Here is a 24,758-nt window from a genome sequence, read left to right on the forward strand (position 1 = left end):
GGGGGCTACTGCTGGATTACTTGGTCAGCTCGGTGAGCTTGGCCTGCATGTCGTTCAGGGCCGTGTCTGTGTCCTTGGCGCCGGTGATGGCCGCGTAGGCCTCTTCCTGGATCGCTTTGGTGGTGGCGCCGTACTGGACCACCTTGGGGCGCGGCTGGGCGTTGTTAAGCGAGGTCAGCAGGGTGGGGAAGAACGGGCGCTTGGCGACGACGGTGGGATCCTCGAACAGGGAGGCGTAGACCGGGGCGCGGGAGGACAGCGCGAGGCGCTTCTGCGCCTGCTCCTCGCTGGTGAAGAACTTCACGAACTCCAGCGCCGTGGCCTTGTTCGGGGTGAACGGGGAGATGGCCAGGCTGCGGCCGCCGAGGGTGGAGACGCCGGGGCCGTCGGTGCCGGGGATGGAGGTGATGTCGAACTTGCCGGCCACCTGGCTGGAGCCGTCGGTGGCGCTCAGGGAGGCGTGCAGGAAGGGCCAGTTGCGCATAAAGACGAGCTTGCCTTCCTGGAAGGCGCGGCGGCCCTGCTCCTCGAGGTAGGTGATGGCGTCGGACGGGAACATTCCGTCCTTGAAGCCATTCACCAGCAGGTTCAGGCCTTCCTTGGCTTCGGGGGTGTTGACGGTGGGCTTGCCGTCGGCGTCGACAATCGAGCCGCCGGCGGAGACCACGGCCTCGGAGAAGTTGACCGTGAGGGCCTCGTTCTTGTCGAACTGGCCGGTGTAGCAGGACATGCCGGCGGCTTCCGGGAGCGCCAGGATCGCCTTGCAGGCGGTCTTCATCTCATCCCAGGTCTTCGGCGGGGCGGCGATGCCGGCGGCCTTGAGCAGGTCCGAGCGGAAGTAGAACAGGGCGCCGTCGGTGTAGTACGGGGCGCCGACCAGGGAATCCCGGTACGTCGCAGCGTTGACCGTGGCGGGGATCATCTTCTCGGTGGGGACGGCGTCCGCGGGCAGCGGCAGGATCCACTTGTTGGCGGCGAACTCGGAGGTCCAGACGACGTCCAGGTTCAGCACGCTAAAGGTGTCGGACTTGATCTGCGCGTTCTGGATGAGCTGCTGGCGCTGCTGGTCCGCGGAGTCCGGCAGTTCGATGAACGTGACCTTCTCCTCCGGGTGTGCGGCGTTCCACTCCTCGATGCTCTTGTTCGCGGCTCCGGAGGCGTCGCGGTTGGAGACGTAGTTGATGGGGCCCTTGCCCTCGAAGGACGCGGCGGCGGCCTTCGGGGTGCTCTTCGCTTCCGTGGCGGTCCCGCCGCAGCCGGTGAGGGCGACGGCGGCGACGGTCAGAGTTGCGGTGGTGGCGAGAAGAGTCTGCCAGGTGCGGCGGCGCTGCCTCATGTGTTGCTCCTTTTTCATTTGGGGTGGTGCGGGGGTTTGGTGCATGCGGAACTGCGGCGGCTGCCTGGTTTGTGGCACCGGGGAGTGCCGGCTGCCGCCGGTGTTGGTGGTCTGGTTGGTTTAGCTGGCGGGTTGCTGGGGGCCGGACGGGGCTGGCGCCGTTTGATGCGGCGGGGCGGTGGAGCCGCGCTCGATCAGCCGGTGCGGCATGATCTTCGGCCCCAGGTCCCGGGAGCGGGGCAGCTTTTTCACGGCCATCCGCCCCATCTCCTCGAGCGGCTGCGCCATGGTGCTCAGCGGCGGGTTCACGTGCAGGGAGGTCGAGGTGTTGTCGAAGCCCAGGACGGACACGTCCTCCGGTACCCGGAGGCCGCGACGCTGCAGTTCATTGACCACGGCGGCGCCCATCTCGTCGCTCATCGCGAAGACCGCGGTCAGCCCGGGGTCCTGCCGCAGCAGTTCGTCGACGCCGGGGGCGCCGCTTTCGTAGAAGAAGCTGCCGGTCGCAGTGACCGGGGTGCAGTTCGCTTCGGTCATGGGGCGGAGGTAACCGCGTTTCCGGGGATGGGCGACGTGGACCGACGCCGGATCCCCGGTCAGGAGCCCGACGCGTCGGTGGCCGAGGCGCAGCAGGTGACGGGTCGCGTCGTAGGCTGCCTGCTCGTCGTCGATGGCCACGCTGGGAGAGCCGGACTTGTCACTGATGGCGACGGAGATGATTGGGACGTTGGGCCCAAGCAGCTGCCTCGTCTCCGGCGTGATCACCGCGGAGATGAGGATAACGCCGGCGGCCCGGTACGTGCGCAGGGTCCGGAGGTAGCCGGCGATGTAGGCAGACTTCGCGCCGGTGCGGCCGAGCATCACGGCGTAGCCGCGTTCCTGGGCTTCTTCCTCCACGCCCTGCATGACCTGGGAGGCCAGGGCATCGGAGACCATCGGGGCGAGGAGCCCGATCACGGACGTCTGCCGGGTCTTGAGGCCCCGGGCGAGGTAGTCCGTTTCGTAGCTGAGGCTCTTGACCGCAGTCTCGACGCGTTCCCGGGTCTCGTCGGAGTAGCCGACGAGGCCGTTGACAACCCGGGAGACGGTGGCAGGGGAGACGCCGGCGTGCTTGGCGACATCGCGGATGGTGACCACTGTTCCTCCTCCCTGAGCGTGTCTGCTGGGCTGCATGGCCCGGATGCGTAACGAGTTACGCAAACGGTTTACGTAAACGGTTTCGTTCAATGCAGGATCAACAGTAAGGGGTGGGTTGCGGATCGCGTTGCGTTTCGTAAACGGGGGTGCTCTCACGACCAACGGCATCCGGCCGCGTTGCTATCCGTGCTTCGGCCTTTTGAGCGGTATTAACTGCTCGTCGTGTTGGGCGGCCGCTGGCAGTGATCTCGGTTGGTTGCCGGTCCGGAGCTTGTCCCGTTCACGGAGATTCGCAGAAATGGAAGAATACGCGGTCAAACTCCGAGGATGTACCGTGTCCGGCGTTTCTACCGGGCGGTACTTGCTCCGACCAATTTAGTTGGATCAACTGTGTTGCTTTCGCCTAATCATTTCTCTAGCAGAGATCGCGGACATGAATTGTTTAAGAACGTCAAGCCGCATCTAGCCTGAGGTCGCACCAATGTCGACTATCCGTTCGCATGCCAAATCGCACTATGCTCGTTGCATGACGGAAACCATTACCGTGAAGTCCAGTCGGATCAATTGGACCCGCGATGAGATCATCCTTGCCTGCGAACTCGTGGAGAAGAGTGGTTGGAAGAGCCTTGAGAGCACCGATCTCAGGGTCATCGAACTTTCAAAGTTATTGCAAGCGAACCCGCTCCATTCCAGTAACGTCCGCACACCGACCTTTCGTAACCCCAACGGGGTGGCCATGAAAACTGCGAACATCGCCACTAGCCACCCTGACTATGCAGGGAAGGGCACCAACGGCAACAGGCTGGACCAAGAGGTACTCCTCATGTTTCTGGCGGAACCAGAAATAATGAGGGCTGCGGCGAGGGAAATCCGCGCGGAGATACTACTCGGTACGTTTGTTCCATCGGCAGAAGATTACCCCGACGATGAGGAGTACGGGGTTATGGAGGGGAAACTACTCCTAACTCGCCATCGCCGTCGAGAGCGTAACCCCAAATTGCGTAGACTGAAGATCGAGCGAGCCAAAAAGGCTGGCCATTCAGTGTCTTGTGAAATTTGCTCATTCGATTTTGGGGTGACCTACGGAAACCGTGGTGAGGACTTCATTGAAGTTCATCACGTTTTGCCGCTGCACGCTTCAGGAGAGGTCCGGACAAAGCTTGCTGACCTAATAATGCTATGTTCCAACTGCCACCGGATGATTCATCGAGGTAATCCTTGGCTGAACCCAGCTGAGCTCCAGGATCTCCTCCATGAGCGTAGAATGCTCCATCGTGCGACATAGATGTTCGCGCCGAGCATCTTTTGGGAGATCGCCGAATGTATGGATGCGGCCCAAACCTCGCCCCTCCCTTTCACAGGCGAAACTGCATCGCACTGGTGAGACTTTATTCTTGAATTCCCTTGTCGGCCAGGTACGGGGCGGGAGCCTGAATTTTCTCATCGGGCAGCGCGCGGCGCCATCTACCTCCGTCAATGAACGCGCCTCGATCGGTCACCGAGGGTACGACCCTGACAGACACGTACTCGAGCGGGCCGGGCACTGGGACGTTGAGCTGATCTGCTAGATGAGCGTAATACTTACCGCTCAGGATGATGTAGCCCTCTGTCCTCAAGGATGAACGGGATCCTCCGTTGTACCGCACCCGCTTCTGGGCATCGAGCTGTCTGCTCACCGTGGCCACCGTATTGCGATGCACGAGCATTCCTTCGGTGGCGCGGAAAAGACGGTCAGTTCGCTGTGTCCCATGGGGGTGCTGGAATACGTGTTCGACGACCCCGGGGGCCAAGTGCAATAGAACATTTTGTGGCATTGGCGCATCGCACCACAGCCACCTGACGGATTTTTTCCCGACCTTATTCAATTGGCTCTTCTTGTCCCGATTTTCGCCTTCGATGCGAAATTCGGGTCGAATCCGAATTAGTCCCAGGGACCACTGAGACTTTTCGTCATCGCCTGTAGCTACCAGCGCAAGCTCGTCCATGATCTCTGGCGGAAGCATCCAGCCGCCCCTTCGTTGGCTCCATTTGGCATCGACAAGATGGCCGGCGATTCGATAGTCGGTTTTGTCATCATCGTGTCCGTCAAACCCAAACTCGCGCTGAGCATTTATTTCGAACAATGTGCCAAAATGAGTTTTCTCGGTTTTCATGAGCTGGTCCCAACGGTATCGGCCGGTATGTTGCCCGTTGTAGATCATGTCGTACGTTTCGCGAATAACGGATGCCCAACGTGAGCCGTCAAGGTCCATGGCCACAATGGTTCTTGCCACTTCTTCTAGGGCTGAGTCTGAAGGCGCCACGAAATCCTGAATATATGTCATGTCAGAATAGTAGCGCTGCCAATCCTCCAGGGTATGACATATTGCATTTACCGAATCTTTGCGTCCACGCTTGCCTGGAAGTTGCGTCTGGTCTCCGACGGCATCTGTCGATAGGAAGTCCATATCCTATCGAGTGGTGTGGGGCCCCGACGGCCGCGAAGAATCCAACGGCGCAGGCGAGCCAGGTCACTCACGTCGAGCTGTTCCACGTCGGTCAGCAGTCGGCGCAGATCCGCAATTTCCTGCGTTGTATCGCCAGCTCGACAGCGGTTGCACTCTGTGACTAATTGGACTTGCGGTGAACCATCGGGGAGATTCACGGTGCGACGGGTCAACGAAAGAACTGCGGACTCCAACATGGAGTCGCCGTATGTTTCGCCGCCAGCGATCCCGCAGAGTGTGCACTGATAGCCGTCGGCTGCCATGACCTCGCGGCGGTGCTTCGCGCTGACGGCAACGGTGTCGGCCTTCTGTCGAGCGTTGGGAAGCCAGACTTCGATTCCACGGCTGACGAATCGCTGCTCATCAGGCGACAGGCTCGCATCCTCCGTGCTGGCGCGGATGACCCACCCGTACTTGCGGAGGTCCCTGATTCGGCGATCGATCTGTGAAATTCCCGGAAAGGCGTCGCGTAGGTTCCCCTTTGTGAACGTGTTGCCTTCACCTACTTCGGCCAAGAGCCAGAGCGCACCCCGGACCATTGTTCCGGCCTTAAGCTGCGGGTCATTCCACGCAAGTACGCTCACTTCATCTCCGAGTCTTTCGTGTCCTTGCCCCCAACTTCAGATTTTCGTCGGTGGGTAATGGAATGATACTGACTGACTCGAATACTAGGTTAGGGGAAGCCAATATGACTACGCGATTCGTCGTTCCACCGCAGGCGGAAGACATCCGATCCATGGTCGAGGAGCGCCTGGCCGAGGCCGTGGCGACGAACGGTGAGAAGATCACGATTGAATGGCGGGGCCAGCAGAGGCACCTTTACGTCATTTCCATGCCTACGGATTTGTTGTTCTACAACCCCGATACTCATCGAATCAGGGCTCAGCGCACGCTGAACCCTGTATTGGACGATGAGCTTGAGAGAAGCCCGTGGGCTAGGGCTGCGCAAGAATACCTGGACACGCTCTTGAAGTGCCAGCCTTCGAATCCTGATAAGACAGATCCCGACTTCGAAGCGCTGCGAGACGACTTGGAGCAGTCTGGTCAAAAAGACCCCGGCATTATCACTACCAACGGAATCCTCGTGAACGGGAATACTCGGTGTGCTGCTCTCCGAGAGTTGGGAGAGGGGCACATCAGGGTTGGGGTGCTTCCCGAGTCATCGACTTGGGACGATATCAATTCAGTCGAACTCTCGCTGCAGCTTCGAAAGGAGCATAAGCGCGACTACTCCTATATCAACAGACTTATCGCCATTGATGAGTTGATTAAAGCCAACCGGCGACCGGAGGACATCGCCAGGGCCTTTCGTATCAAACTGACGACGCTGGAACAGGACCGCTGGGTCTATGCCGTGATTTTGGATGCAATCGTTCGGAGTGCCACTACTTCGGGCGATGCGCTCCGGCTAGTGGATTTTGAAGATCATCAGGAGAAGTTGCGTGAACTTCACCGGGCCTACTCCAAGGTTGCAGTCAGCGACCGAGATGCAGCCGAAGTTCTGAAGGAGACAAGGTTGGCCATGATCGTCTTGGGCTATGCCAAAACAGATGTTCGACTCGCTCAATCCGATTTTCACGAGAAGTACCTTGATCCAAAACTCCCCGACGCGATTCGGCCCCCGGCCCAAGTAGCGACGCAAGTGAGTGTCCCTGGTCTACCAGGGCTTGCACTTCCCGGGGCAGCTCCGCTCGCGAAAACCACGAAGCTATTCACTGACAATCTTTTGCAGGCCAAAGCAATGGCTCAGGCTAGCGCCGGGAGAAGTACTGCGGCCGAAGCGACCGCCGCTGTGGATACGCTAAATGCTGCAAAGGCTGCCTTCAATAGGGCCCTGGAGCCGGCAGGCAAGGATGTTCGTCTCCAGCAGCGCAAACTCGCCGCACCGGAGCGACTGACCGATGCATGCGACGACATCGATCTCTGTACGGGTGAACTGGCACAGGCGATGGCGAACCGAGCTCTAGATGAAGCAGCGTTTGATGACGCAGTGATTCGATTGAAGACGACCCTCGGCCGCCTTGCGAAGCAAGCCTCTCGATCGATCTCTGATCCTGGCGAGGGTATTAGCTGGCTTCTTGAAGTAGTGAAGGCAGATTCATGACGGATGCGCCAAGCCTTCACATTGGCTTCGCCGTCAACGCCGACAAGGCGCGATTCACCGTGAACGGCACGCATTCTGACGAACTGAGCAGGCTTGTTGGAAGGTTCCGTTCGGCCCGGCTTCGGTCCCGGACCGAGGCTGACCTGGAAGTCGAAGAACTTCTGCAGGGCCTTGCGGAACTAGCCACATGGCCATACCCGGAAAGCGTTCAATGGGACGCAGACATTGCGAATCTCGCCACCGCGTCAACGCTCGATGCTCAGACTGTGCAAGAGCGACTAGACCCCACGGCGGCACCGGCATACACGGTGTCGGATGAAGACTTCCCATCCCGGCTGGGAACGGACTGGAAGGCGGACCTAACGCAATTTCAGCGCCGCGACATCTCCAAACTTCTCTCGCTCCGCCACGGTGCAAATTTTTCTGTGCCTGGGGCAGGCAAAACCCGAGTTGGCCTCGCTGTATTCGCGGCACTCAGAGAGGCGGGAGAGGTCCAGAGACTCTTAGTCGTCGGGCCGAAGTCGTGCTTCGGGTCGTGGGAGACCGAAAACGACGAGTGTTTTACAGATCCACTACGGATTCAAATTGCTGACGGGCCCCTCCAAACGACCGTTGACTGCATCGTAATTAACTATGAGCGCCTACAGAGCAATTTAAACTCACTCAGCAGGTGGCTCAGCGCCCGTCCTTCATTGTTGATCCTCGATGAAGCGCATCGAATGAAGCTCGGTGCTGAAGGAACTTACGGGGCGGCTTGCCTGGCGCTAGGGCCTCGGGCGAAACGCAGACTGATCCTCACGGGTACGCCAGCTCCGAACGGCGCCAAGGACTTGGAAAACCTTCTCGGCTTCGTTTGGCCTGGACATGGCCGTCAGACAGTCGCCAGGGCTGTGGCTGGTGGGAATCTTACGGTGGCTAGCAACATCTTGCGCCCGCTTTTCACCCGAACGACTAAGGCGGAACTAGAACTCCCTCCCGTAAATCTCAGCCTCCGAAACGTTGAATTGCCGACGATCCATCGCGAAATATATGATGCCTTGGTCGGACAATATTCGGCCCGTGCAACGATCTCCCAAAATGACTTCGACTCTCTTGGCAAGGTCATTGTGTACCTCCTGATGGCTGCGATCAGTCCAGCTCTGCTGACTGCGGGAACAACGAAGTATGAGCCCCTGTCTTACCAGGTCCCGCCGCTTTCACCACTTGATGGCTCGCCGCTGTGGGACATGATGCGTGACCTGCCCAGTTACGAGTTTTCGCCGAAGTATTTAGAAACTCTCGCGATTGTCGCTGGCAATGCCGCCGCCGGCAGAAAAACTCTAGTGTGGTCGACATTCATACGGAGTGCATCGTCGCTCAAGGAGATCCTTAAGGAATATGCGCCAGCCCTGGTGCATGGTGGGACTGAAGACCGGGCAGACCAGATCGAAAAATTCCGCTCGGACCCTGACTGCATGGTCCTGATCTCCAACCCCGCCACACTCGGGGAAGGCATCAGTCTTCATCATGATTGCCACGACGCTGTCTTCGTAGATCGAGATTTTGCGGCCGGCCGATTTTTGCAGAGTCTCGACAGGATCCACAGGTTGGGACTTTCGCCAGACACTGAAACCAGAATCACCGTGTTGAATAGCGCTCGAACCATCGACGAAGTCGTGTCCCAACGTCTGGAAACTAAGCTGCGTTTCATGGGCGAGATCTTGGACGACGCATCGGTCCAGAAGCTGGGGGACCTAGACGCGGAACCCGTCGTGGGAGGCGGCCTCGACCAAGCTGACCTTCAGTCACTTATGGGACATCTGAATGTCCGTACCTCCTAGCCCGATTCTTCGAGCGGCGTTGCGTTGGATGGACCACTTGCGCCATTCGGACGTTCGAAAGGCTCGGGCTCTCTTTATTTCTCACAGCGCTTTCAGCGATCTGACTCCCTCACAGTATGCCGCTGGACTGACGTGGCTGGAGATGGTGGGGCTCGTGAGAGATTCGCGCGCGAGGCTTCTTGATCGGCCCCTGGAAATCTCACTGTTCTCCGCGGCCATTGCCGACGCGTTCTGGCTCGAAGATGCGGCCCTTCTCGTGTCGAACGCATCAGAGCTGCCAAACGATGCAGAAAGAGCTGCAGATGCATTAGGGCTCTCGGCCGATCATGCATTTATGGTGCTTCATGAAGTTTCGGGAAAGATCGACCTGGCTGAGAGAAGCCGCATTGGTCTGGGGGGTGAGCTGGCTCTCATGGGTTTGCTACGGCGTGAAACCAGCGCTGAGGTCCGCCACGTTGCTGTCGTCTCGGACGGATATGGATTCGATATTTCCGTTGGTGCGGGCTCTTTCACCGGACATCTTGAGGTTAAGTCCACCACCCGTCGTGGACGGCTTAGGATATACCTGTCACGGCATGAGTTCGAGACCATGAAGAAAGACGCCGATTGGCACCTTGTCGCAGTACGGTTGGATGAAAACTTGCAATTGCGCTCGATTGCCACAGTGCCCCGCGAGTGGATTGATGGTGCGGTCCCTCTTGATAGGCGCTCCCATGGCCGCTGGGAGTCGACGAGACTCGACGTCCCACCTGAATCGCTGGTTTCAGGTCTGCCAATGATCCCGGCTTGGGCAAGGACCTCTCAAGATGGAGTGTTTGGTGGGCTGCTGGGGTGGCCGGGATGATGGCTCCAGCTGAACTTATCCGCCGTAGAATGGGGGCGGCAATCTGCCGAAACAACGAAAGGTACGCCAGTGGCTGACGAGCTTCGCGTCATTGAAATATGCGCAGGTGCGGGCGGACAGGCCCTTGGACTGGAGCGCGCGGGATTTGAGCATGAGCTCGCGGTCGAGCTCGACGCAAATGCGCTCAATACGCTCCGTCACAACAGACCCAAATGGGACGTGGCTCTAGGCGATGTGGCGGACCCCGCCGTTTGGAAACCGTCGGACTATTCTCCGACAGCGCGGGGGACAGCGGTCGACCTCGTCGCCGGAGGTGTTCCGTGCCCTCCCTTTAGCATTGCAGGGAAGCAACTGGGTGCCGGCGACGAGCGTGATCTCTTCGCCTGGGCAGTGGAGCAGACGGCTGTGATTCAACCTCGGGCGGTTTTGTTGGAGAACGTGAGGGGGTTGAGCATGCCTAGGTTTGCCGGATACCGCCAGCACGTTCTCGAGAGGTTCCGTGAATTTGGCTATGTGGCGGAGTGGCGACTGCTTCATGCTTCCGACTTCGGCGTGCCGCAGCTGCGCCCGCGGTTCGTCCTGGTCGCTATGAAGCCCGACGATTTTGCTCATTTCTACTGGCCCGAGCCTCAGACCGGTATGACAACGGTGGGGGAGGCTCTGCTGCCCTTGATGTCGGCAAATGGTTGGCGCGGAGCCCAAGACTGGGCAGCAAAAGCGAGCCACATTGGTCCAACCATTGTCGGTGGTTCGAAGAAGCACGGTGGGGCCGATCTTGGGCCGACTCGGGCCAAACGTGCCTGGGCCGCGCTTGGCGTTGATGGCCGAGGTGTGGCCAATGACGCTCCCCAAGAGCACGATGAGTTCGAAATCGGTCCCAAGCTAACGGTCTCGATGGTTGCGAGACTTCAAGGATGGGACGGCGAGGAATTCGAGTGGGATTTCACGGGGAAGAAGACCTCAATGTACCGGCAAATCGGCAATGCTTTTCCCCCCCCCGTCGCCAAAGCATTGGGCGTCTCTCTGGCGGCTGCCCTGCAGCACAGGGCTTTACGCAGGGAGCTCGACGAGGTCCCCGATGTCGATCCAATCTACCGAGCCTTGAAAGCTTCCGGGACGTTCCTATCCGCCGCTCAGATCATGAGAAAGAGCGGGATGTCGCTCGACGGGCCAGAACTGGATCGGCGAATCGATATCCTTAACCGGGACTTTGAGATACTCAAGGAGACACGCAAGACGGAACTGGTCTACAAACTTGGGCCCTTCAAAGCTTTTACGGGGCAGATAGATCACCTTAGACATGCGTTCCTTCGTGAAAGCTTCTCCAAGGTCAGCTAGTGAAGGTGCAAACTGATTCTTTAGCCACGCCTATCCAATGAGCGTAACCTCGCCGTCGGGAGTGTCTGAATAACGGTTGATCCGGGGTTGGCCTCACACGCCGGGCAGCATAAGTTAGCGCGGCAGCTGTTGGCCCAGGCCGGGGAGCAGTGAATCGATCTCGTCGGTCCGGACGCGTTGGGTGACGTGGTCCTGGCCGTCCGCTTAGCTGGGCCATGGCGGCTCTTCGTCGTTGGTGGGGAATTGATTCCGTTTCGTAGATAAAGAGGGGCCCCTGGCCCTGCTGGGATGAGTATGTCTAAGCATTCAACCAGGAACAGGACCACGAGGCTTGATGGAGCCTTTTCCGGTTCTCCAGGGCAGTCAACGCGTAGACGGTTGCTGACCTGGCGGGGGCTCCAGCGATGTTTCAGGTGTTGGCGCACGAAATCACTTAGCTCAGGGTTGCCGGCAATCTTCCCGGGCCGCTGACGGCTCCGTCTGCGCTGAGCCGACCGCGGTCGGTAGTTACCGGGCTTATGAGTGTTCCCGCGAAACTCCCAGCTCACAGTTAAACGGACTACGCCCGAGCTCCATGGCAATGGCACGGATGCTGCGCCGGGCGTGAAGGCGATCGTGATCTGCTCCGGTTCGGAGAGAAATCGGGCGGAGTCCACTGTTGGCTGCTGATGGGATATGGGAGCGTACTTGTTGATGTCTCCGGAATTCATAGCGACCGTGTGGCCATGCCGCCATCGGCTGCCGGAACTACGGCTGATTCCTACGATCCTGCACGCCTCGGAATTGCCCACTCCCTGTTTCATCCGCTGATCATGGTGAGCCCGCGCGCAGCGTTCTTTTGGAGGGGTACCCCCGGGACTTTCTTGGTCTTTTCAACTCTCCAATTTGCAACTCCTAAGACTCAGGTGTTGCAAGGATCACTGGACGCCAAGCCGACATAATGCTCAGTTTTCGACCGTAACCTACAGCTGTGCTGCCCAGCTCTTTGTAGGCGGTTTCGCGGTCCTTCGCGACTTTTAGAGACAGCGAAATTGAGCGGAATACTCCCTCGGACTGGTCGGTGGGAGAAGCTATCCACGCTGATTGAGCGGCGGATTCGATCGCCGCGCGTATGAGTGAGAACGGTGCGAGGGGCGCGGTCGCCCCCACCGCAGTCCAGCCGGGAACTGCGGTAGGGGCTGCGCTTATCTTGTGAACAGCTTCGGGGGGCGAGGTGGTCGCGGGGGTGTTCGTCGCGCGGCATAATGCCGAAGTGGGATCATCAGACGCAAAGCGATCTGCTTCTCAAGCAAGTCGACTATGCGGTCGGGTGTGTCCGGCTGAAGCGGAATCACCCAGTAGCTGGACCAGTTCTCTCGCTTGGATGGCTTCCTCATATGCTGCCCCAGTCGAAGAGCAGTGACATTCTCGGCTCTGGTTGTGGGGCGGGTTTGTCCCACGTAGCAACCTTTTCCTTGCTTGTTGACGACGATATAGACCGCGCGAGCTTCATCTCCGCGGGGGTTACTCCAAGAGGACGATGTTCCCAATCTTTCCGGGCTGGTACGCGTCTCCAGCAGCCAGGATCCAGCGAGGCTCGCTAGGTGGAGGTAGACAGCTTCAGTCATGATGGTGGCTCCGGTCCACTTCACAGCGTTATTTACCATGACGGGCTTCAGAGCTCAGCAGGAGCAGTGATGGAAGCGAGGTGGTCGCGTACGCTCACGAGCGTATGCAGGCTCGATTGTGCATCCTCGTAGGGGAGCCGGTCAGTGATACCTTCTTCATCCCTTACCTGAAGTAGGTGCTTCATCCAGTCTCGGACAGATCGAACGGCTCCGTAGAGATTATCGGTCGCTGCGGCCTGACGACCTTCGGGCGTGTCCTGGGGGTCCGGCTCGGCGCCTTCGTAGACTCGTTGCCGGAGGCGGGCATTGAACATTGACTTTGTCTCGTTGAATTCAACTAGTGCATCGGTGTCGTCATCCCACATGCGAAGAGGCCGGTTTTTCCGAGCGCGCTTGATGGCATCGCCAAGTGTCTCGACGCCCCATCTTGTTCCAAGCAGCTTCTCGACGATCGATCCGATTGCCGAGCGGTCGACTTTCGTCCCGATTTGCGTCTCAGCCGATCCACCTGGTGCGAGGAGGTGACCCGAGGTCGTGAGAGCAAACAGCCCGAGGACTCCGAGGAGTCTCAACTCGGGGCCAGACTGATCCAGTGAATCGAGTGCGATCGCAACGAGGTCATCGACTTTGTCGTCTGAGTTGACATTGCGCACTTCCCACGGCGATGTGGTCAGGTCCTGCCACAAAGGTGATGACGCCAGCGCCTGACGGACGCGGGCGAGCGGCTCACCTGGGCGCGTTGAGGACGGGGTGCGCAGAGCGTTCGTGTAGCCCCGTAACGCGAGTTCAACCACGGGGCCGTTACGATGCTTCAGGTGAATTGCCTTGACGTTCATTTTGGCGCGAAGCACCGAGTTGCGAGTCCTCTCGTTTCTCGTTAACTCCCGGACTACTACGGCAGCGCGCAAATCCGCCAACGAGGGATCGAGGCCAAGAGCTTTCATGCTGGCTGCTACGCCAGATCGACCAACAAGAACACACAATTGGTCGTCCGTGAGCTCGTCGACTTCGCTCAGGCCTACAGCGATTTCCTCGGCGATGACAGCGTTCTTGGAACCCTCCTCGAAAGGCTTGACCGAGACGTTCATGCGCAGGAGAAGCCCTCGCACCGCGGAGGAGAAGCGTCCCTGGTCGGTGTCCCGATCATCGGTGTAGCCGACGATTATTTCGGCGGGAACGGTGAGTGCGTTGAGGGCCATGGCTGCGTTGTTGCGCTGTTCAATGTTGCTATGGTCGGCGAGCTGTGATGAGTACGACTTGATGAGTTCTCGAGTGAACTTTCTGCGTTCTGAGAACGCCATGTTCATCAGCGTCGACGGAAGGATCTCGCGAGTCTTACGATCGTCCTGCAGTCGTCGCGGAAGCAGATTGCTGGGAAAGCTGAGCCGGGCGAACGCGGACGAGAGCCGGCAGTTCCCGTCAACTGCGGTGAGTTCAAAGCCGTTTTCCAGGCCAGGATCTCCTTGGCGACGAGTCGCAACAAGAGTTATGGGGCGTTCGACGAGGCGTACGCCGACATCCTGGGGGTTATCCGCCAAAACCGCCTTGAAGTTTCGATCTGCTGCAGAGAATAAGACCGCGTCGTTTTCTTGGTAACACAGCGCGGACTCAGCCTTAGCTGACACGGGCATGCTGATCTGAGGCGTCGAGCTCTGGCGGGGAGTCGGATCGGCGTCGTAGGTTGCGTCGCCAAGCATTCGGTCATTTGCGTACGCGACGTTTGTGAGTGTGGTGAAAATGCGAGTTTCGATCGTCCAAAGCCAGCCATTCTCCGTTCGGTGCTTGAGCAGTGGCGCGACGGCGACTTCTTCTGGATTCACAGCAGACCGGCAGATCTGCTCGATAGCAGCGTCGTCAAGATTGACTCGGCCGCGGTCGCGCTGATCCTTCAGATATTTAATGGCCTTGTCGGCCGCATTCTGAGGCGGAAGTCGAAGCTCCCAAGTACCATCTGCACCTCGACTCCCGTCAAGTGGGATGACGAAAATGGTCTCCTGGTCCACGCTGACCTTGCTATTCGTTGTAACAGTGCTCATCGGTGGTTGTCCTTTGACTTGGGTCGTCTTTGGACGACCGTTTGGCACGCATGGGGGTGCCATCTGGACAACCACGCATCTTCCGATCCGAGCTGACCGCAGTCAAGCATCTTGGCGGGAGCACTGTCGAATAGCCGATCCGCAGCAGGGTTTGAAACTCTGGCTCATTTCCCGAACGGTCGCAACCGTCAAGAAAGGCGTCACGGCACTCCGGAAAGTGACGTACGGCCATAGTTACTGAGGATGCGAGCTGTTGTCAAATAGGCGCGGAGGTAGGTCAGGCGCGGCATGCGGGAATGACCGCGGAACGTGAGTCGGTTTGGTGCTCCGCGTGGAGACTCGTGAAAAACCTCCGCTTAGCCACATTCGTTGAATGGTGGAAAAGCTCCACGAGGGTCGGCCTCAGACATCCTGGGGATGGCGATGATGGGTGAACGCAAGGCTGTCACGAAGCAATTGGCCGGATCCTGCCGGGCCCGGACGACTTAAGACGCTGCTAGTGCTTTTCCAAGCCGATCTGCTGGGCGAGCTTTGTCATGGTTTCCAGGCATTGGGCGGCCGTCAGGCGGGCCCATTCGTAAAAGGCACGTCCAGTGGCGTCGATGCTGCGGCGGCCAACTGCCATCCAACTGAAGACACGCTCCTCTTCCTCCAGGTTTTCGACGGCGCGGGTGAGGGAGATCAGCTCATCAGTGGGCAAGTTCTCATCGTCGAGTGCAGCGGCAGCGCAGTGCATTCCGTGCGCAGGTTGTCCTCCTCGCCGGTGCCACCGTGGTTGGCCGGGACGATGTGTCCGACGGTCATCACGGCCCGCCTGCCCGGTTCGTCGACGTACTCCAGGGAAGGGGTGATGCCGCAGATTTGGCAGTTGTGCCCGTCGCGATCGAGGACGTGCCGCCGCTTTGGACCGGTGACAGATTTCCGGGCGGCGGAAGGGCGGCGTTCACCAAGGTCTATCCGGGTGCCGATCCGTCGCACCAGGGTCTCAGCTGGGCGTTTGTCTTGTAGTTCTCAATGGTCCAACCCATGTCTCGGAGGTCGCGCATTCGGCGGTCGGCTTGAGCGACTCCGGGGACGGCTAAGTTTTCTTAGTAGGGGCCCGAAGGGCTGGGGAAAGGCAGGGGTTCACTGTTCGCCGTGGGGTCCGGAACTATTAGGGGGAAGCGCTGGCCGGAAGGGCGCGACTGGTGCCGCAGTTGGAGAACCCCAGTCATTGACAGTGCGGCTGCCTGAGCCGAAGCTCGATAGGCCAAACCTCGACCATGACCGGTCCCATGTGTTCATTCAGGACCGCGGCGTCCTCGACCGGGTCGCTGACGCAAATCGAGTCTCCTCAGCAGGGGGTAGTTTTCCGTGGCCCAGACTGTTTCCGGCGTCGCGGTGTGTGGCCGGTAGCGGCGGACGAGCCGCCTTGCGGGCAGGGCAGGAACGGCGCGGAAGGTGCCGGCCTCCGGACCGCCGAGCAGGGAGCCGAAGACTGGGCCGCCGTCGAAGGTGGGCGCGCAGAGCCAGTCGATGCCGCGTGTCGCCCAGCAGCCCGAGCAGCAAGCCGTGGACCAGGTGGGCTGCCACGGCCACCGCCGACGTCTGGATTCGCTAGTTCAGACCGAGCAGGCCGGGCGGTTCCAGCGCGGCGCGGCTGGCCGGACCGGCCCTGGTGCTGGCCATTCGGAGATGGATGCCGGGCAGCAGCGGCAAGATGATGGTCATGGCCCACCGTGACGTGGGGGAGGCCCAGCAGGCGCCGATCCACCAGCTGTCCCTGCCCAGCAGTGCATCTCAAACGGGGATTTGCTGCTTGAGGGTGCGGCCGGCTTGCTTCGGTTTCATGACGCACCTTCTAAAACGGATTGGTGCAATTTTGGAGGTGCGGTTGGAGCGGGCAAGGCTCGAGGCACCGTTCTCAGGCGGCTGGGGCGTTCGCCTGGCTGCCGCCGGGTCCTATGTCCCTGCTTCGCAGAGCCATCCGTGGACGAGCTAACCCTGGGTGCCCGCGATCGGCGGGACCACTTGCGTACAGACCAACTTGTGCATAGAGCGTTCAATGTTCTTCTTAACTGACGGTGAACACACTGACTCAACAGGAATGCTTCGAGACGCGGGTGAGGGAATCGCTGGAGGTGCACCAACCCTGACGGTTTCGCGACAGCTAGTGCCCTGACCCGCCCTGAGCGCCTTCCATTAGTGGCCCTTGCTGATTTATCCCGACTTCAGCCGTGTGCGTCACTCGGTGTAGTTTCTGCAGCGAGACCTTCAACTCTTTTCCGGCGTTCTGTAACTCCGATATAGCTTGGTTATACGCAGTGGGACTGTTTCTTTCCAGAACGGGCGGGACTTCGAGGGAACTGGGGCGTCGCTCCTTCGTCTGCATGTGATCGGAAATGGCGATGTAATATGTCTGGGCCGCGTCGCGGCAGAACTTCCAATCCTCTGACAGCCGAGCGTCCTTTATTTCCCGTGTATCCCGTTCCCACGCTTTTACGGTATTTTCAAGCTCTGATGAAAACCACAAGGCCAGGTGCTCATAAGATGGATCATCTGCGAGATATATGTAGAACTTGCTGTCCTGACCTAAACCACTCATGCGGGATTTTAAGAGATCTATGTCCTTCTGGAGAGATTGCAAATCGAGATCATCGAACTTCTTCTGCATCTTTTCGGTTGCAAGAGATTCTCTTCGGTGGGCAACTTGCTCGCCTGCAACAGAAGACACTATTAGTGTGCAAATAAAAAGACCCCACCCCCAAAGGGGATGCGCGATCATAAACTCCTTGGTGAATGGAACAAAATAGGCTCCGAGGCTGATGACACCGCCGATGGTCGCGGCGCTGTTCAAAACTGAGCTGACTGGCTTTTCTTTTGACATTAAGCGGCTGACCTATTGAGTGAACGGAATCGACCAGGCATGGGCAAGTGCCGTGTGCAGGATGAGCGTGCCCTTCAAATAAATACTGGTGTCATCGCGGCGGTGATAGAACTGCATGTAGCTCCCACCTCTTATCTCAACTGTGTTTCCGACCGCGCCAGCAAAGAAGAGAAGCGTGATGAGCCGAGTTGCCAGCTCCGTGTTGCATTCCCCAGACTCTTCTAGGGCTGAAGTGAACTCCGCGAACGTAAACTTCTGCCTTTCTAAAGTTTGCAGGGCGGAAATTGCTCGAGAAGCCTCACCGCTTCCCTGGTCTGCACCCGCAAGCTCGTTCCGGATAGCACCGGTGAAGTACTTCGTTGCGTACTGAAGGACTCCTTCACGGATGACGTCGAGTGACAGAAGGCCGTTAGTAGTCGACTGAAAGTTCCCGGATTTTTCGACTTTCCTTATTTCCTCAAAAAGTCGGAGTAAGTCGCGTGGCGTATGTCTCGTCATGTTCAAAAAGTACTGCAACCGGTCCACTTGCCTGTCGGACGACTTGGTACCAAGGCTTATTCGCGCGGGAAAGTAGCTTAAAACATCGACCGACTCTACAGATAACGCTTTAGCCGCCTTCTGATTCACTAGCCGTATGAGGGGTGCTCGTACACCTTGCGCTCCCGATAGGATTCGCCAGTCTAATTCGATGGCAAAGTCATCACGCATCTTCTGAGAATCAGGCAAGTCATTCGAAATTCGACTGAAAACATCATTGCGGATTAGCAATACGATACTGCCGGTTGCCTTATGCTTATTAAGCATTTGATTCAATGTGTAAGACGCTTGAACCAGGGCAGCCAAGCTTTCATTGTACTTCTTATCGTTCAAGAAGATGGAATCCAGTCCGTCTAATAGTAGCTGATGACGGTTCGGGGACTGCGCCTTGCTTACCCAGTTCTCGAGAATTGGAAGTAGGCTGAAAATATTTAGCGGCTTATCTTGCCTATAACTAGCATTGCGCGGCGCTGGTATTTCCACTGAGGTGGTGGATAGATCGAGAATGGCGCGACCCGAAGTCCGCCCCATCAGGCCGTATCCTCTGAGGAGACGCGTAACTCTAACGACCTCTGTCTTGTTGGGTATCCTGCAATCTGGATCACCAAGCAGCAAGTCCAGGTAGTTGCATAGGAGGATGAAGCTCCACGCAGTGACGGTACGCTCAGTACCCGCTGCCTGACCAGTCGAGATTCGTGGAATCTCAGCTAGCGGCAGCACCGAGGCGTCGACCACAAGGGCGCGACGACCGTTATTCCTGCCAGTTTTGCTTAGGTACCACGCGAGTGCCGACTTGCCTGTTCCCTTTGGTCCAAGTACGAGTGTTTTCTCGGCGTTGACTATTTCCTCAGTGATGCTGTTCAAGTCGACGAAGCTCTTTATGAACTCGTCTTCATCCGACGTGATTTCGTTAAGTGAGTCGCTCTTCCCAAAATAGAGATCTTTATACTCCGGTTTCACTGGGCCCCCCTGGCTTCTAGTCGCTGGTGAATTATCCCACACAGGTTCGACACAGGTTGTCTACGCCGCGTACGACCGAAAGTCGGGTGAAAGTGGACTCCAGCCGTCCCCCTCAATGTCCCGTAACAGTCGAAGGCGAACCCGAGGCGCCAAACCGGGATGTGCGCCAGTCCGGCCCGAACCGCCCCGGACTGGCTTGTTACTATGCGCAAGTTGAACCAGCTGCCAGTCGGCGTCCTTGATCACGGGCCGCTCATCCCGCCCACGCACCGCTGTTCACGGCACGAGGTAGGCGAGCATCACTCACCCGAGTACGCATCGCGAGCCCGGCCTGACCGCCGCCGATAACAACAATGTCCTGCTGTTCCCGCATGCTCAGCTCCTGAGAACCGGTGACACACCCAGCGTAGTAACCGCATACACTCGCCCGGCTGAGCTGGAACCGACCGTTCCAGCTCAGCTGTCAGCCCGGCTTCGCCGCCCACGGGCTGGTCGGGTCGGGCCCCGGACCTCTGGGCTATGCGGCCCGGGAGCATGCACTCGCCAGGTTGTTCGAAGTGTCAGCCTGCCGGCTTGATGTTTTGGTTGATGTGGAAGAGGTTGCCGGGATCGTACTTGGCCTTGACCTCGGCGAGGCGGGCGTAGTTCCCCGCGTAGGTGTCCTCGATGTGTGACTGGTCATCGGCGTCGAGGAAGTTCACGTAGCCCGCACCGGATCCGAGGGGGGTGGAGCTCGGCATAGTAGTCGCGCACCCACTTCCTATTGGCCTCATTGTCGGCCGGGTCCTCCCAATGGCAGGCGATGTCGACTGCGAAGTCGGCGTCGCGGTACGGGAACGCGCTCTCCTCCCGCCCGACCCGCTGGACGGCTCCCCTGGAAAGAGCTGTTGTCCACCGTATACTCCGATTCACCCGGGCGGGGCATGCCCAGGCATCTGGGCACGGCCACTGGGGCAGTGCCGGGTAATGGGCTTACAGCCGATGGGGCCCTGTGTCTTGGAGGGCAAAAGCCTATGCCGCAGGCTTCCACAGCGGCGGAGACCGGATGGCACCTCGGCAACCCAGCTGCGTCGCGCGGTTTGCCTTCGCGTGATTCAGAAACGAGGTTCGCCCTCATCTCAACGGGTTACAGCACGGCTACTGGGTAAATTACTCCGGCCCCAAACGGCGGTCACTAACCCGCGTACAAAAGCGGGCAGGGCAGCAAGCTGGAGAACAAAAATAAGTAGGACTTACTCGGGCATGCGGAGGGGCCTGACTCCGCCGCTCCGGAGAGCGGCTGCCGCGCGCCGACGCTGACGGAACCGGCCGGCGCAACGTACTCCCGCCGTCGTCGTTCCATCCTTGCCTGCTGGCCGGGCGAGGGAACCCTCGCGCCCCTGGTCCGGTTGCACCTGGCGCAGGCCGCCACAAAGTTCTGCAGGCTGGTGGATCCGCCCTTGGACCACGGGTAGAAATGGTCACCGTGCTCGGCGGGCAGCGGGCACCGCTGCCGGAGTCCGGACTCCATCTCGCATTGGCCGCCGGCGCGGGCCATGCCCTCCTGGCGCTGCTGGCGGCTGAATCGCCGGACCGGGTCCCGTCGTTTGACGTCTCTGACGCGGATGACGGTCGCAACAATCATCAGAACCACCAGCAAAAGCCCGGGGACCGTGACCGCAGCCAGAACGCCGTCGACCATGCCGCGAAGAACTTCAGCGATGGTGGCAGTGCTGCGGCTGCCCACCGGGTTCGCCTCCGGCGTGAGCGCCAGGACAACGGAGGCGCCCAACCACAGAACCACCGCCGAATAAGCCGCACGCAGAGCCTGGCGGCTCCAGTAGATGCGTTTCAGTTCCACCATTCAGTCGTCCCCCGTCGATCTTCCGTTCGGTCGAAACCCGGCTGCGCTGCAGCTAGGGAGATCGTACCGTCGGGTTCGCGCCCTTGCGTCCATCCAGCGCTGACCGGTCCCGGCATCCGTGGGTACTCGCGGGCGCCGTGAAGGCTTTTGGTAGGCCCAACGGCGGGGGAGAGCGACGACGGCGGCCGCGTGCCCGCCGTCGTCCAGACTTTTGAACGAATCCTTCCCCCGCTACTGCAACCGCGCGGAAACCGTCCGAATAACTGATGCCTAATGTCACAGAAACGTGGAACGCATGCGCCGGGCTGCTTCGTGCCGGACAGAGCAACGGGTCGGCCCCTGGGGACTCACGTAACAAGTCGGATGGGAATGCCGCGCGCAGCCGAGTCAATGATGCAAACTCTGTTAGGACATCGCCTCCACAGATCAGGACCTAACATGGCAGCTCCCAGTGGCAACATCCCTCGCTCGCGACTACTTCTGCAGCTCCTGGCCGAGCATCCCGAGGGCCTATTCAACTTGCCAGGCGACGAGGGAATCATGGCACTCGCCGCGGAGCGAGCCCCATGGACCGACCACGAACTTGAGCTGCTCCCGAGTGGCGGCATCCGCGGAACGGCCAACCTCTCATGGGCCTCCGAGGATCTGTCGAAGGCCGGGTGGCTCTGGAAAAACCCTGAAAGCGACGGGCTTTGGAAAATCACTGATCCCGGTCGTTCCGCGCTGGAAGAATTCCCTGATGACGAGTCCCTCGCTCTTGAGGCACGCTCCCGGTACAACGAATGGAGCAAACAGAACCGGCAAAAGAAGGCTCAGCTGCTGAAGACGACGCTAGTTGCCCGTCATGTCAGTGAGGAAAGGGTCCGAACCGCGGCTCAACTCTTTCGGGAGAGAGGGCTCGCTCAAGCCAGTTCAGTTTTCTCCCCAGGGCGATCTGTCTGGACCAAGCCTAATGTCGATGCCCTGCTCACGCACTTCGTCAGTGCGGTGAACGTGGAGGGAACCGACTTCCTCTCTAAGCTTGAGGTCCAGGTGACCGGACTCGATGACGACGCAAAGCTGTTGCTGGCCGAACTGACAACTTGGCAGCTACTTCCGTTCCACAAGAGTGCGATGGGGGAGCGTGCGAAGCTGGCTCGTATCGGAAAGATTCTCGGTTCCATGAATCACCCGGTGGAAGTGCCAAGAGAGATCCGGGAAGCACTCAAGGACGGGGTGTACCACCCTGGTATGTGGATGGTGGGCCAGGCTCATCCTGCCATCAGCATCCACATCCGGCTTGTTCAGTCTTGGCTCGAATTGGACGCTGAGGAACAAGAGAAGATCTTAGAAGATCCACGCTCTTGGAAAAAATTCACGGCGGCCGTCCCAGGAAATACATATCCGACTCAGCGGAATTCTTTGCTGTATATGGGGCATCCTGACTACTTCACGTCAATGGTTCCGGATGCCGACAAGCAGGCAGTACGTGACAGATTCCTAGGCGAAATTGCTGAGGCTACAGACGATCTCGACGAGGACCTTTTCCGAATCGTTCTGAACCTGCAGCAGTCAGAAACCGGACCCGTGGACTTTTATAGCGATGTGTTTCTTCCCAAATGGCGCAGCCCTGCCGATGTCCAGGATCCTGCACCAAGTGCCGCTGCCGCGGTGGGAAATGATGCAGATGTCGAACTTTTCCGAGGAACGACTGCGGAACTTTCCCAGCGCCTCCACATCGACGGGGACTGGCTGCAAAAGCAACTCAATTTGATCTCGCGTCGTCGCCAGGTCATCCTTTACGGACCTCCCGGAACCGGGAAAACCTACGTCGCCCTGGCCTTAGCCGAGCATATAGCGGGCGATGCGAAGTACACGGAACTCGTTCAGTTCCATCCGAGCTACTCATACGAGGATTTTTTCCAGGGCTACCGTCCGGTCACGACGGATACCGGCAACTTGAGCTACGAGCTCAAGGATGGACCCTTGCGGCGGATAGTGGACCAGGCGGTCGGGAATCCAGAATTCAATTACGTGCTCGTGATCGACGAGATCAATAGGGGCAATCTGGCCAAGATTTTCGGGGAGCTGTACTTCCTCCTTGAGTATCGAAATCGGCCCATAAAACTGCAGTACAGCCGTGACAACGATGACTTCTTTGAGCTGCCATCCAACCTTTTCATAATCGGCACGATGAACACGTCAGACCGCTCTATTGCGCTCCTCGATGCGGCGATGCGCCGGCGATTCTCATTCGTTGAACTGCATCCGGATAAGTACCCAGTTCAACAGGTTCTTGAAAAGTGGCTGGAGCACCACGACCTGGACGCTGAACCTGCACGACTCCTGTCACTCCTCAACAAGCGCATCGGTGACGCTGATTTCAAAGTGGGACCGAGTTATCTGATGCCCCAGCATCGAGCATTTGAACCGGGCCAACTCGAGGAGATCTGGGAGTACGACATCCTGCCGTTGTTGGCCGAACACCACTTCGGTGAGGGTCTGGACATCGCGAAAACGTACGGCATTGAAGCCCTGCGCCACCGCGAAGGGGAAGCATCATTGCCCTCCGAGGCGCCGGTCGAGTAGGCCATGAAACACCTAATGCTCAAGGAGGGCCGGTACGAGGCATCAGTCGCGCTGCCTGCCCGTGTCGCGGCCGCCATCTCCGGTCTGGGCGTGGCCAATGTCGTTCCGCTTGGTAACGGAGACTGGACGATCTCGGGTGTCAGTAAGGTCGGCGTCGTCCACGTTGATGGCTGGCAGGTGGAAATCGTCCCGAAGGTTCCGATTGCTCGACTCTTCTACATGATGGGTTTCTCAAGAGACCAGAAATTCTGGCAGGAACAACACATTGTCCTAGGAAGCGCCGCAACGCTTCTGGACACGATTGCGCATTCATTCATCCGTCAGGTTGGAATTGCCCTTGCCAAGGGGATGCATCAAGGTTACGAAACCTTCGACGACGCGGTGCCTATGGTTCGAGGACGACTGGACATCCCGGCACAGATCGGCCGTCGCGGCGGACTGGCGCTGCCGGCACAGGTCATTTTCGACGAATACACGGTTGACACGGCCGAAAACCAATTGCTGCTCTCTGCATCGCTGAGGCTTCTAGCCCTGCCATCCTTGAATGCCGACAATAGAGCAGCCATCATGAAGCTGACTCAGCGGTTTGAAGGCGTGACACCCTTACGACGGGGCAACTCGTTGCCGCACGTGCATTTCCAGAGACTAAATGGACGATACAAGGGTGCCGTGGGACTGTCGAGGCTAATCCTGCGCAACTCATCCCTAGAGCACCGCCAAGGGGACAGCACGGCTTCGGGCTTCCTGTTCGACACATGGCGAATATTCGAAGATTTCGTCTCGGCAGCTCTGCACGTCAGCTTGTCACGACACGGTGTGAAAGTTGATCTGCAGGCTTCCTCGTACCTTGACCAGGGATGCAGGCTCACAGTCAAGCCGGACATCCTGGTGCGGTCGAAGGGCTTCGTCACGGCCGCAATCGACGCGAAGTATAAGGCAGAGAAGAATGGACGTTTCCCGAACGCTGACGTCTACCAGATGCTGGCCTACTGCCTACAATTTGGCCTAACCGAAGGTCATCTCGTCTATGCCAGGGGTGAAGAAGACGTGAAGACGTATGTCATTGACCCGCCTGGTCTGACGATTCACTGCCACGCGCTGAACTTGGATCAAACCCCAGATCACCTACTGGCCGAGGTGGACTTGCTCGCCGCCCGGATCGCCGGACCCCTCATTCCTAAAGCAGGGGCAGGCACTGTGACTAACTAGGACAAGCCCATTGCACGTTGGTTGAGACCGCAGTGGCGGTCCGGGCGGTGCGCCGCGTCCAGGTCCA

General features: G+C 58.9%; 19 protein-coding genes. 8 read left to right on the plus strand and 11 right to left on the minus strand.

What is annotated here, in order from left to right; genetic code table 11:
* Window positions 1-16 precede the first annotated feature (16 nt).
* Entirely contained in the window at window positions 17-1,336 is a 1,320-nt protein-coding gene (locus tag AC06G6_RS04500; RefSeq protein WP_479826763.1) for an ABC transporter substrate-binding protein, read from the minus strand.
* Between the two features lie 120 nt (window positions 1,337-1,456).
* A complete protein-coding gene (locus AC06G6_RS04505; protein WP_479826765.1) occupies window positions 1,457-2,473 on the minus strand; it encodes a LacI family DNA-binding transcriptional regulator in 1,017 nt (338 codons plus the stop codon).
* Window positions 2,474-2,999: 526 nt separating this feature from the next.
* On the opposite strand from AC06G6_RS04505, the gene AC06G6_RS04510 reads away from it, so the two are divergent.
* A complete protein-coding gene (locus AC06G6_RS04510; protein WP_479826767.1) occupies window positions 3,000-3,758 on the plus strand; it encodes an HNH endonuclease in 759 nt (252 codons plus the stop codon).
* A 103-nt stretch (window positions 3,759-3,861) separates the two neighbouring features.
* On the opposite strand, the gene AC06G6_RS04515 is transcribed toward AC06G6_RS04510, so the two are convergent.
* Entirely contained in the window at window positions 3,862-4,797 is a 936-nt protein-coding gene (locus AC06G6_RS04515; RefSeq protein WP_479826769.1) for a NaeI family type II restriction endonuclease, read from the minus strand.
* A 47-nt stretch (window positions 4,798-4,844) separates the two neighbouring features.
* Entirely contained in the window at window positions 4,845-5,543 is a 699-nt protein-coding gene (locus AC06G6_RS04520; protein WP_479826771.1) for a hypothetical protein, read from the minus strand.
* Window positions 5,544-5,647: 104 nt separating this feature from the next.
* Between AC06G6_RS04520 and AC06G6_RS04525 the strand changes: the two genes are divergently transcribed.
* The 4 genes from AC06G6_RS04525 (at window position 5,648) to AC06G6_RS04540 (ending at window position 11,065) form a co-directional block, all read left to right on the plus strand.
* The gene (locus AC06G6_RS04525; RefSeq protein WP_479826773.1) at window positions 5,648-7,063 is read left to right on the plus strand and encodes a hypothetical protein; all 1,416 of its coding nucleotides are present in this window, start codon (window positions 5,648-5,650) and stop codon (window positions 7,061-7,063) included.
* Entirely contained in the window at window positions 7,060-8,883 is a 1,824-nt protein-coding gene (locus AC06G6_RS04530; RefSeq protein WP_479826775.1) for a DEAD/DEAH box helicase, read from the plus strand. Before AC06G6_RS04525 ends, AC06G6_RS04530 begins: the two co-directional genes overlap by 4 nt.
* 154 nt (window positions 8,884-9,037) lie before the next feature.
* Entirely contained in the window at window positions 9,038-9,727 is a 690-nt protein-coding gene (locus AC06G6_RS04535) for a protein NO VEIN domain-containing protein (protein ID WP_479826777.1), read from the plus strand.
* Between the two features lie 69 nt (window positions 9,728-9,796).
* Window positions 9,797-11,065, plus strand: a complete 1,269-nt coding sequence (locus AC06G6_RS04540) for a DNA cytosine methyltransferase (protein ID WP_479826779.1) — start codon at window positions 9,797-9,799, stop codon at window positions 11,063-11,065.
* Between the two features lie 1,654 nt (window positions 11,066-12,719).
* On the opposite strand, the gene AC06G6_RS04545 is transcribed toward AC06G6_RS04540, so the two are convergent.
* A complete protein-coding gene (locus AC06G6_RS04545; protein WP_479826782.1) occupies window positions 12,720-14,708 on the minus strand; it encodes a hypothetical protein in 1,989 nt (662 codons plus the stop codon).
* A 496-nt stretch (window positions 14,709-15,204) separates the two neighbouring features.
* Window positions 15,205-15,408: a hypothetical protein gene (locus tag AC06G6_RS04550; RefSeq protein ID WP_479826784.1), complete on the minus strand. Its 204-nt coding sequence runs from the start codon at window positions 15,406-15,408 to the stop codon at window positions 15,205-15,207.
* 14 nt (window positions 15,409-15,422) lie between these two features.
* Between AC06G6_RS04550 and AC06G6_RS04555 the strand changes: the two genes are divergently transcribed.
* Complete coding sequence (locus tag AC06G6_RS04555) at window positions 15,423-15,716, plus strand: hypothetical protein (protein WP_479826786.1); 294 nt, start codon at window positions 15,423-15,425, stop codon at window positions 15,714-15,716.
* A 272-nt stretch (window positions 15,717-15,988) separates the two neighbouring features.
* Here AC06G6_RS04555 and AC06G6_RS04560 read toward each other — a convergent pair whose 3' ends face one another.
* The 5 genes from AC06G6_RS04560 to AC06G6_RS04580 form a co-directional block, all read right to left on the minus strand.
* Complete coding sequence (locus AC06G6_RS04560) at window positions 15,989-16,225, minus strand: trehalase-like domain-containing protein (protein ID WP_479828535.1); 237 nt, start codon at window positions 16,223-16,225, stop codon at window positions 15,989-15,991.
* Between the two features lie 632 nt (window positions 16,226-16,857).
* A complete protein-coding gene (locus AC06G6_RS04565; RefSeq protein WP_479826788.1) occupies window positions 16,858-17,574 on the minus strand; it encodes a hypothetical protein in 717 nt (238 codons plus the stop codon).
* A 12-nt stretch (window positions 17,575-17,586) separates the two neighbouring features.
* Window positions 17,587-19,071: a P-loop ATPase, Sll1717 family gene (locus AC06G6_RS04570; RefSeq protein WP_479826790.1), complete on the minus strand. Its 1,485-nt coding sequence runs from the start codon at window positions 19,069-19,071 to the stop codon at window positions 17,587-17,589.
* Between the two features lie 560 nt (window positions 19,072-19,631).
* The gene (locus AC06G6_RS04575; RefSeq protein ID WP_479826792.1) at window positions 19,632-19,811 is read right to left on the minus strand and encodes a BBE domain-containing protein; all 180 of its coding nucleotides are present in this window, start codon (window positions 19,809-19,811) and stop codon (window positions 19,632-19,634) included.
* Window positions 19,812-20,245: 434 nt separating this feature from the next.
* Entirely contained in the window at window positions 20,246-20,914 is a 669-nt protein-coding gene (locus tag AC06G6_RS04580; RefSeq protein WP_479826794.1) for an HNH endonuclease, read from the minus strand.
* A 438-nt stretch (window positions 20,915-21,352) separates the two neighbouring features.
* Between AC06G6_RS04580 and AC06G6_RS04585 the strand changes: the two genes are divergently transcribed.
* Window positions 21,353-23,482 carry an AAA family ATPase gene (locus AC06G6_RS04585; protein WP_479826797.1) on the plus strand — a complete coding sequence of 710 codons (2,130 nt, stop codon included), beginning with the start codon at window positions 21,353-21,355 and terminating at the stop codon, window positions 23,480-23,482.
* Between the two features lie 15 nt (window positions 23,483-23,497).
* A complete protein-coding gene (locus AC06G6_RS04590) occupies window positions 23,498-24,691 on the plus strand; it encodes an McrC family protein (RefSeq protein WP_479826799.1) in 1,194 nt (397 codons plus the stop codon).
* Window positions 24,692-24,758 lie beyond the last annotated feature (67 nt).

This window comes from Arthrobacter sp. CJL-S3 (genome assembly GCF_056711635.1).

Coding starts and splice junctions, on each gene's coding strand:
- AC06G6_RS04530 (WP_479826775.1), top strand. CDS start 7,060: ATGACGGATGCGCCAAGCCTTCACATTGGCTTCGCCGTCAACGCCGAC.
- AC06G6_RS04510 (WP_479826767.1), top strand. CDS start 3,000: ATGACGGAAACCATTACCGTGAAGTCCAGTCGGATCAATTGGACCCGC.
- AC06G6_RS04565 (WP_479826788.1), bottom strand. CDS start 17,574: ATGTCAAAAGAAAAGCCAGTCAGCTCAGTTTTGAACAGCGCCGCGACC.
- AC06G6_RS04585 (WP_479826797.1), top strand. CDS start 21,353: ATGGCAGCTCCCAGTGGCAACATCCCTCGCTCGCGACTACTTCTGCAG.
- AC06G6_RS04515 (WP_479826769.1), bottom strand. CDS start 4,797: ATGACATATATTCAGGATTTCGTGGCGCCTTCAGACTCAGCCCTAGAA.
- AC06G6_RS04590 (WP_479826799.1), top strand. CDS start 23,498: ATGCTCAAGGAGGGCCGGTACGAGGCATCAGTCGCGCTGCCTGCCCGT.
- AC06G6_RS04525 (WP_479826773.1), top strand. CDS start 5,648: ATGACTACGCGATTCGTCGTTCCACCGCAGGCGGAAGACATCCGATCC.
- AC06G6_RS04545 (WP_479826782.1), bottom strand. CDS start 14,708: ATGAGCACTGTTACAACGAATAGCAAGGTCAGCGTGGACCAGGAGACC.
- AC06G6_RS04575 (WP_479826792.1), bottom strand. CDS start 19,811: ATGCCGAGCTCCACCCCCCTCGGATCCGGTGCGGGCTACGTGAACTTC.
- AC06G6_RS04580 (WP_479826794.1), bottom strand. CDS start 20,914: ATGGTGGAACTGAAACGCATCTACTGGAGCCGCCAGGCTCTGCGTGCG.
- AC06G6_RS04500 (WP_479826763.1), bottom strand. CDS start 1,336: ATGAGGCAGCGCCGCCGCACCTGGCAGACTCTTCTCGCCACCACCGCA.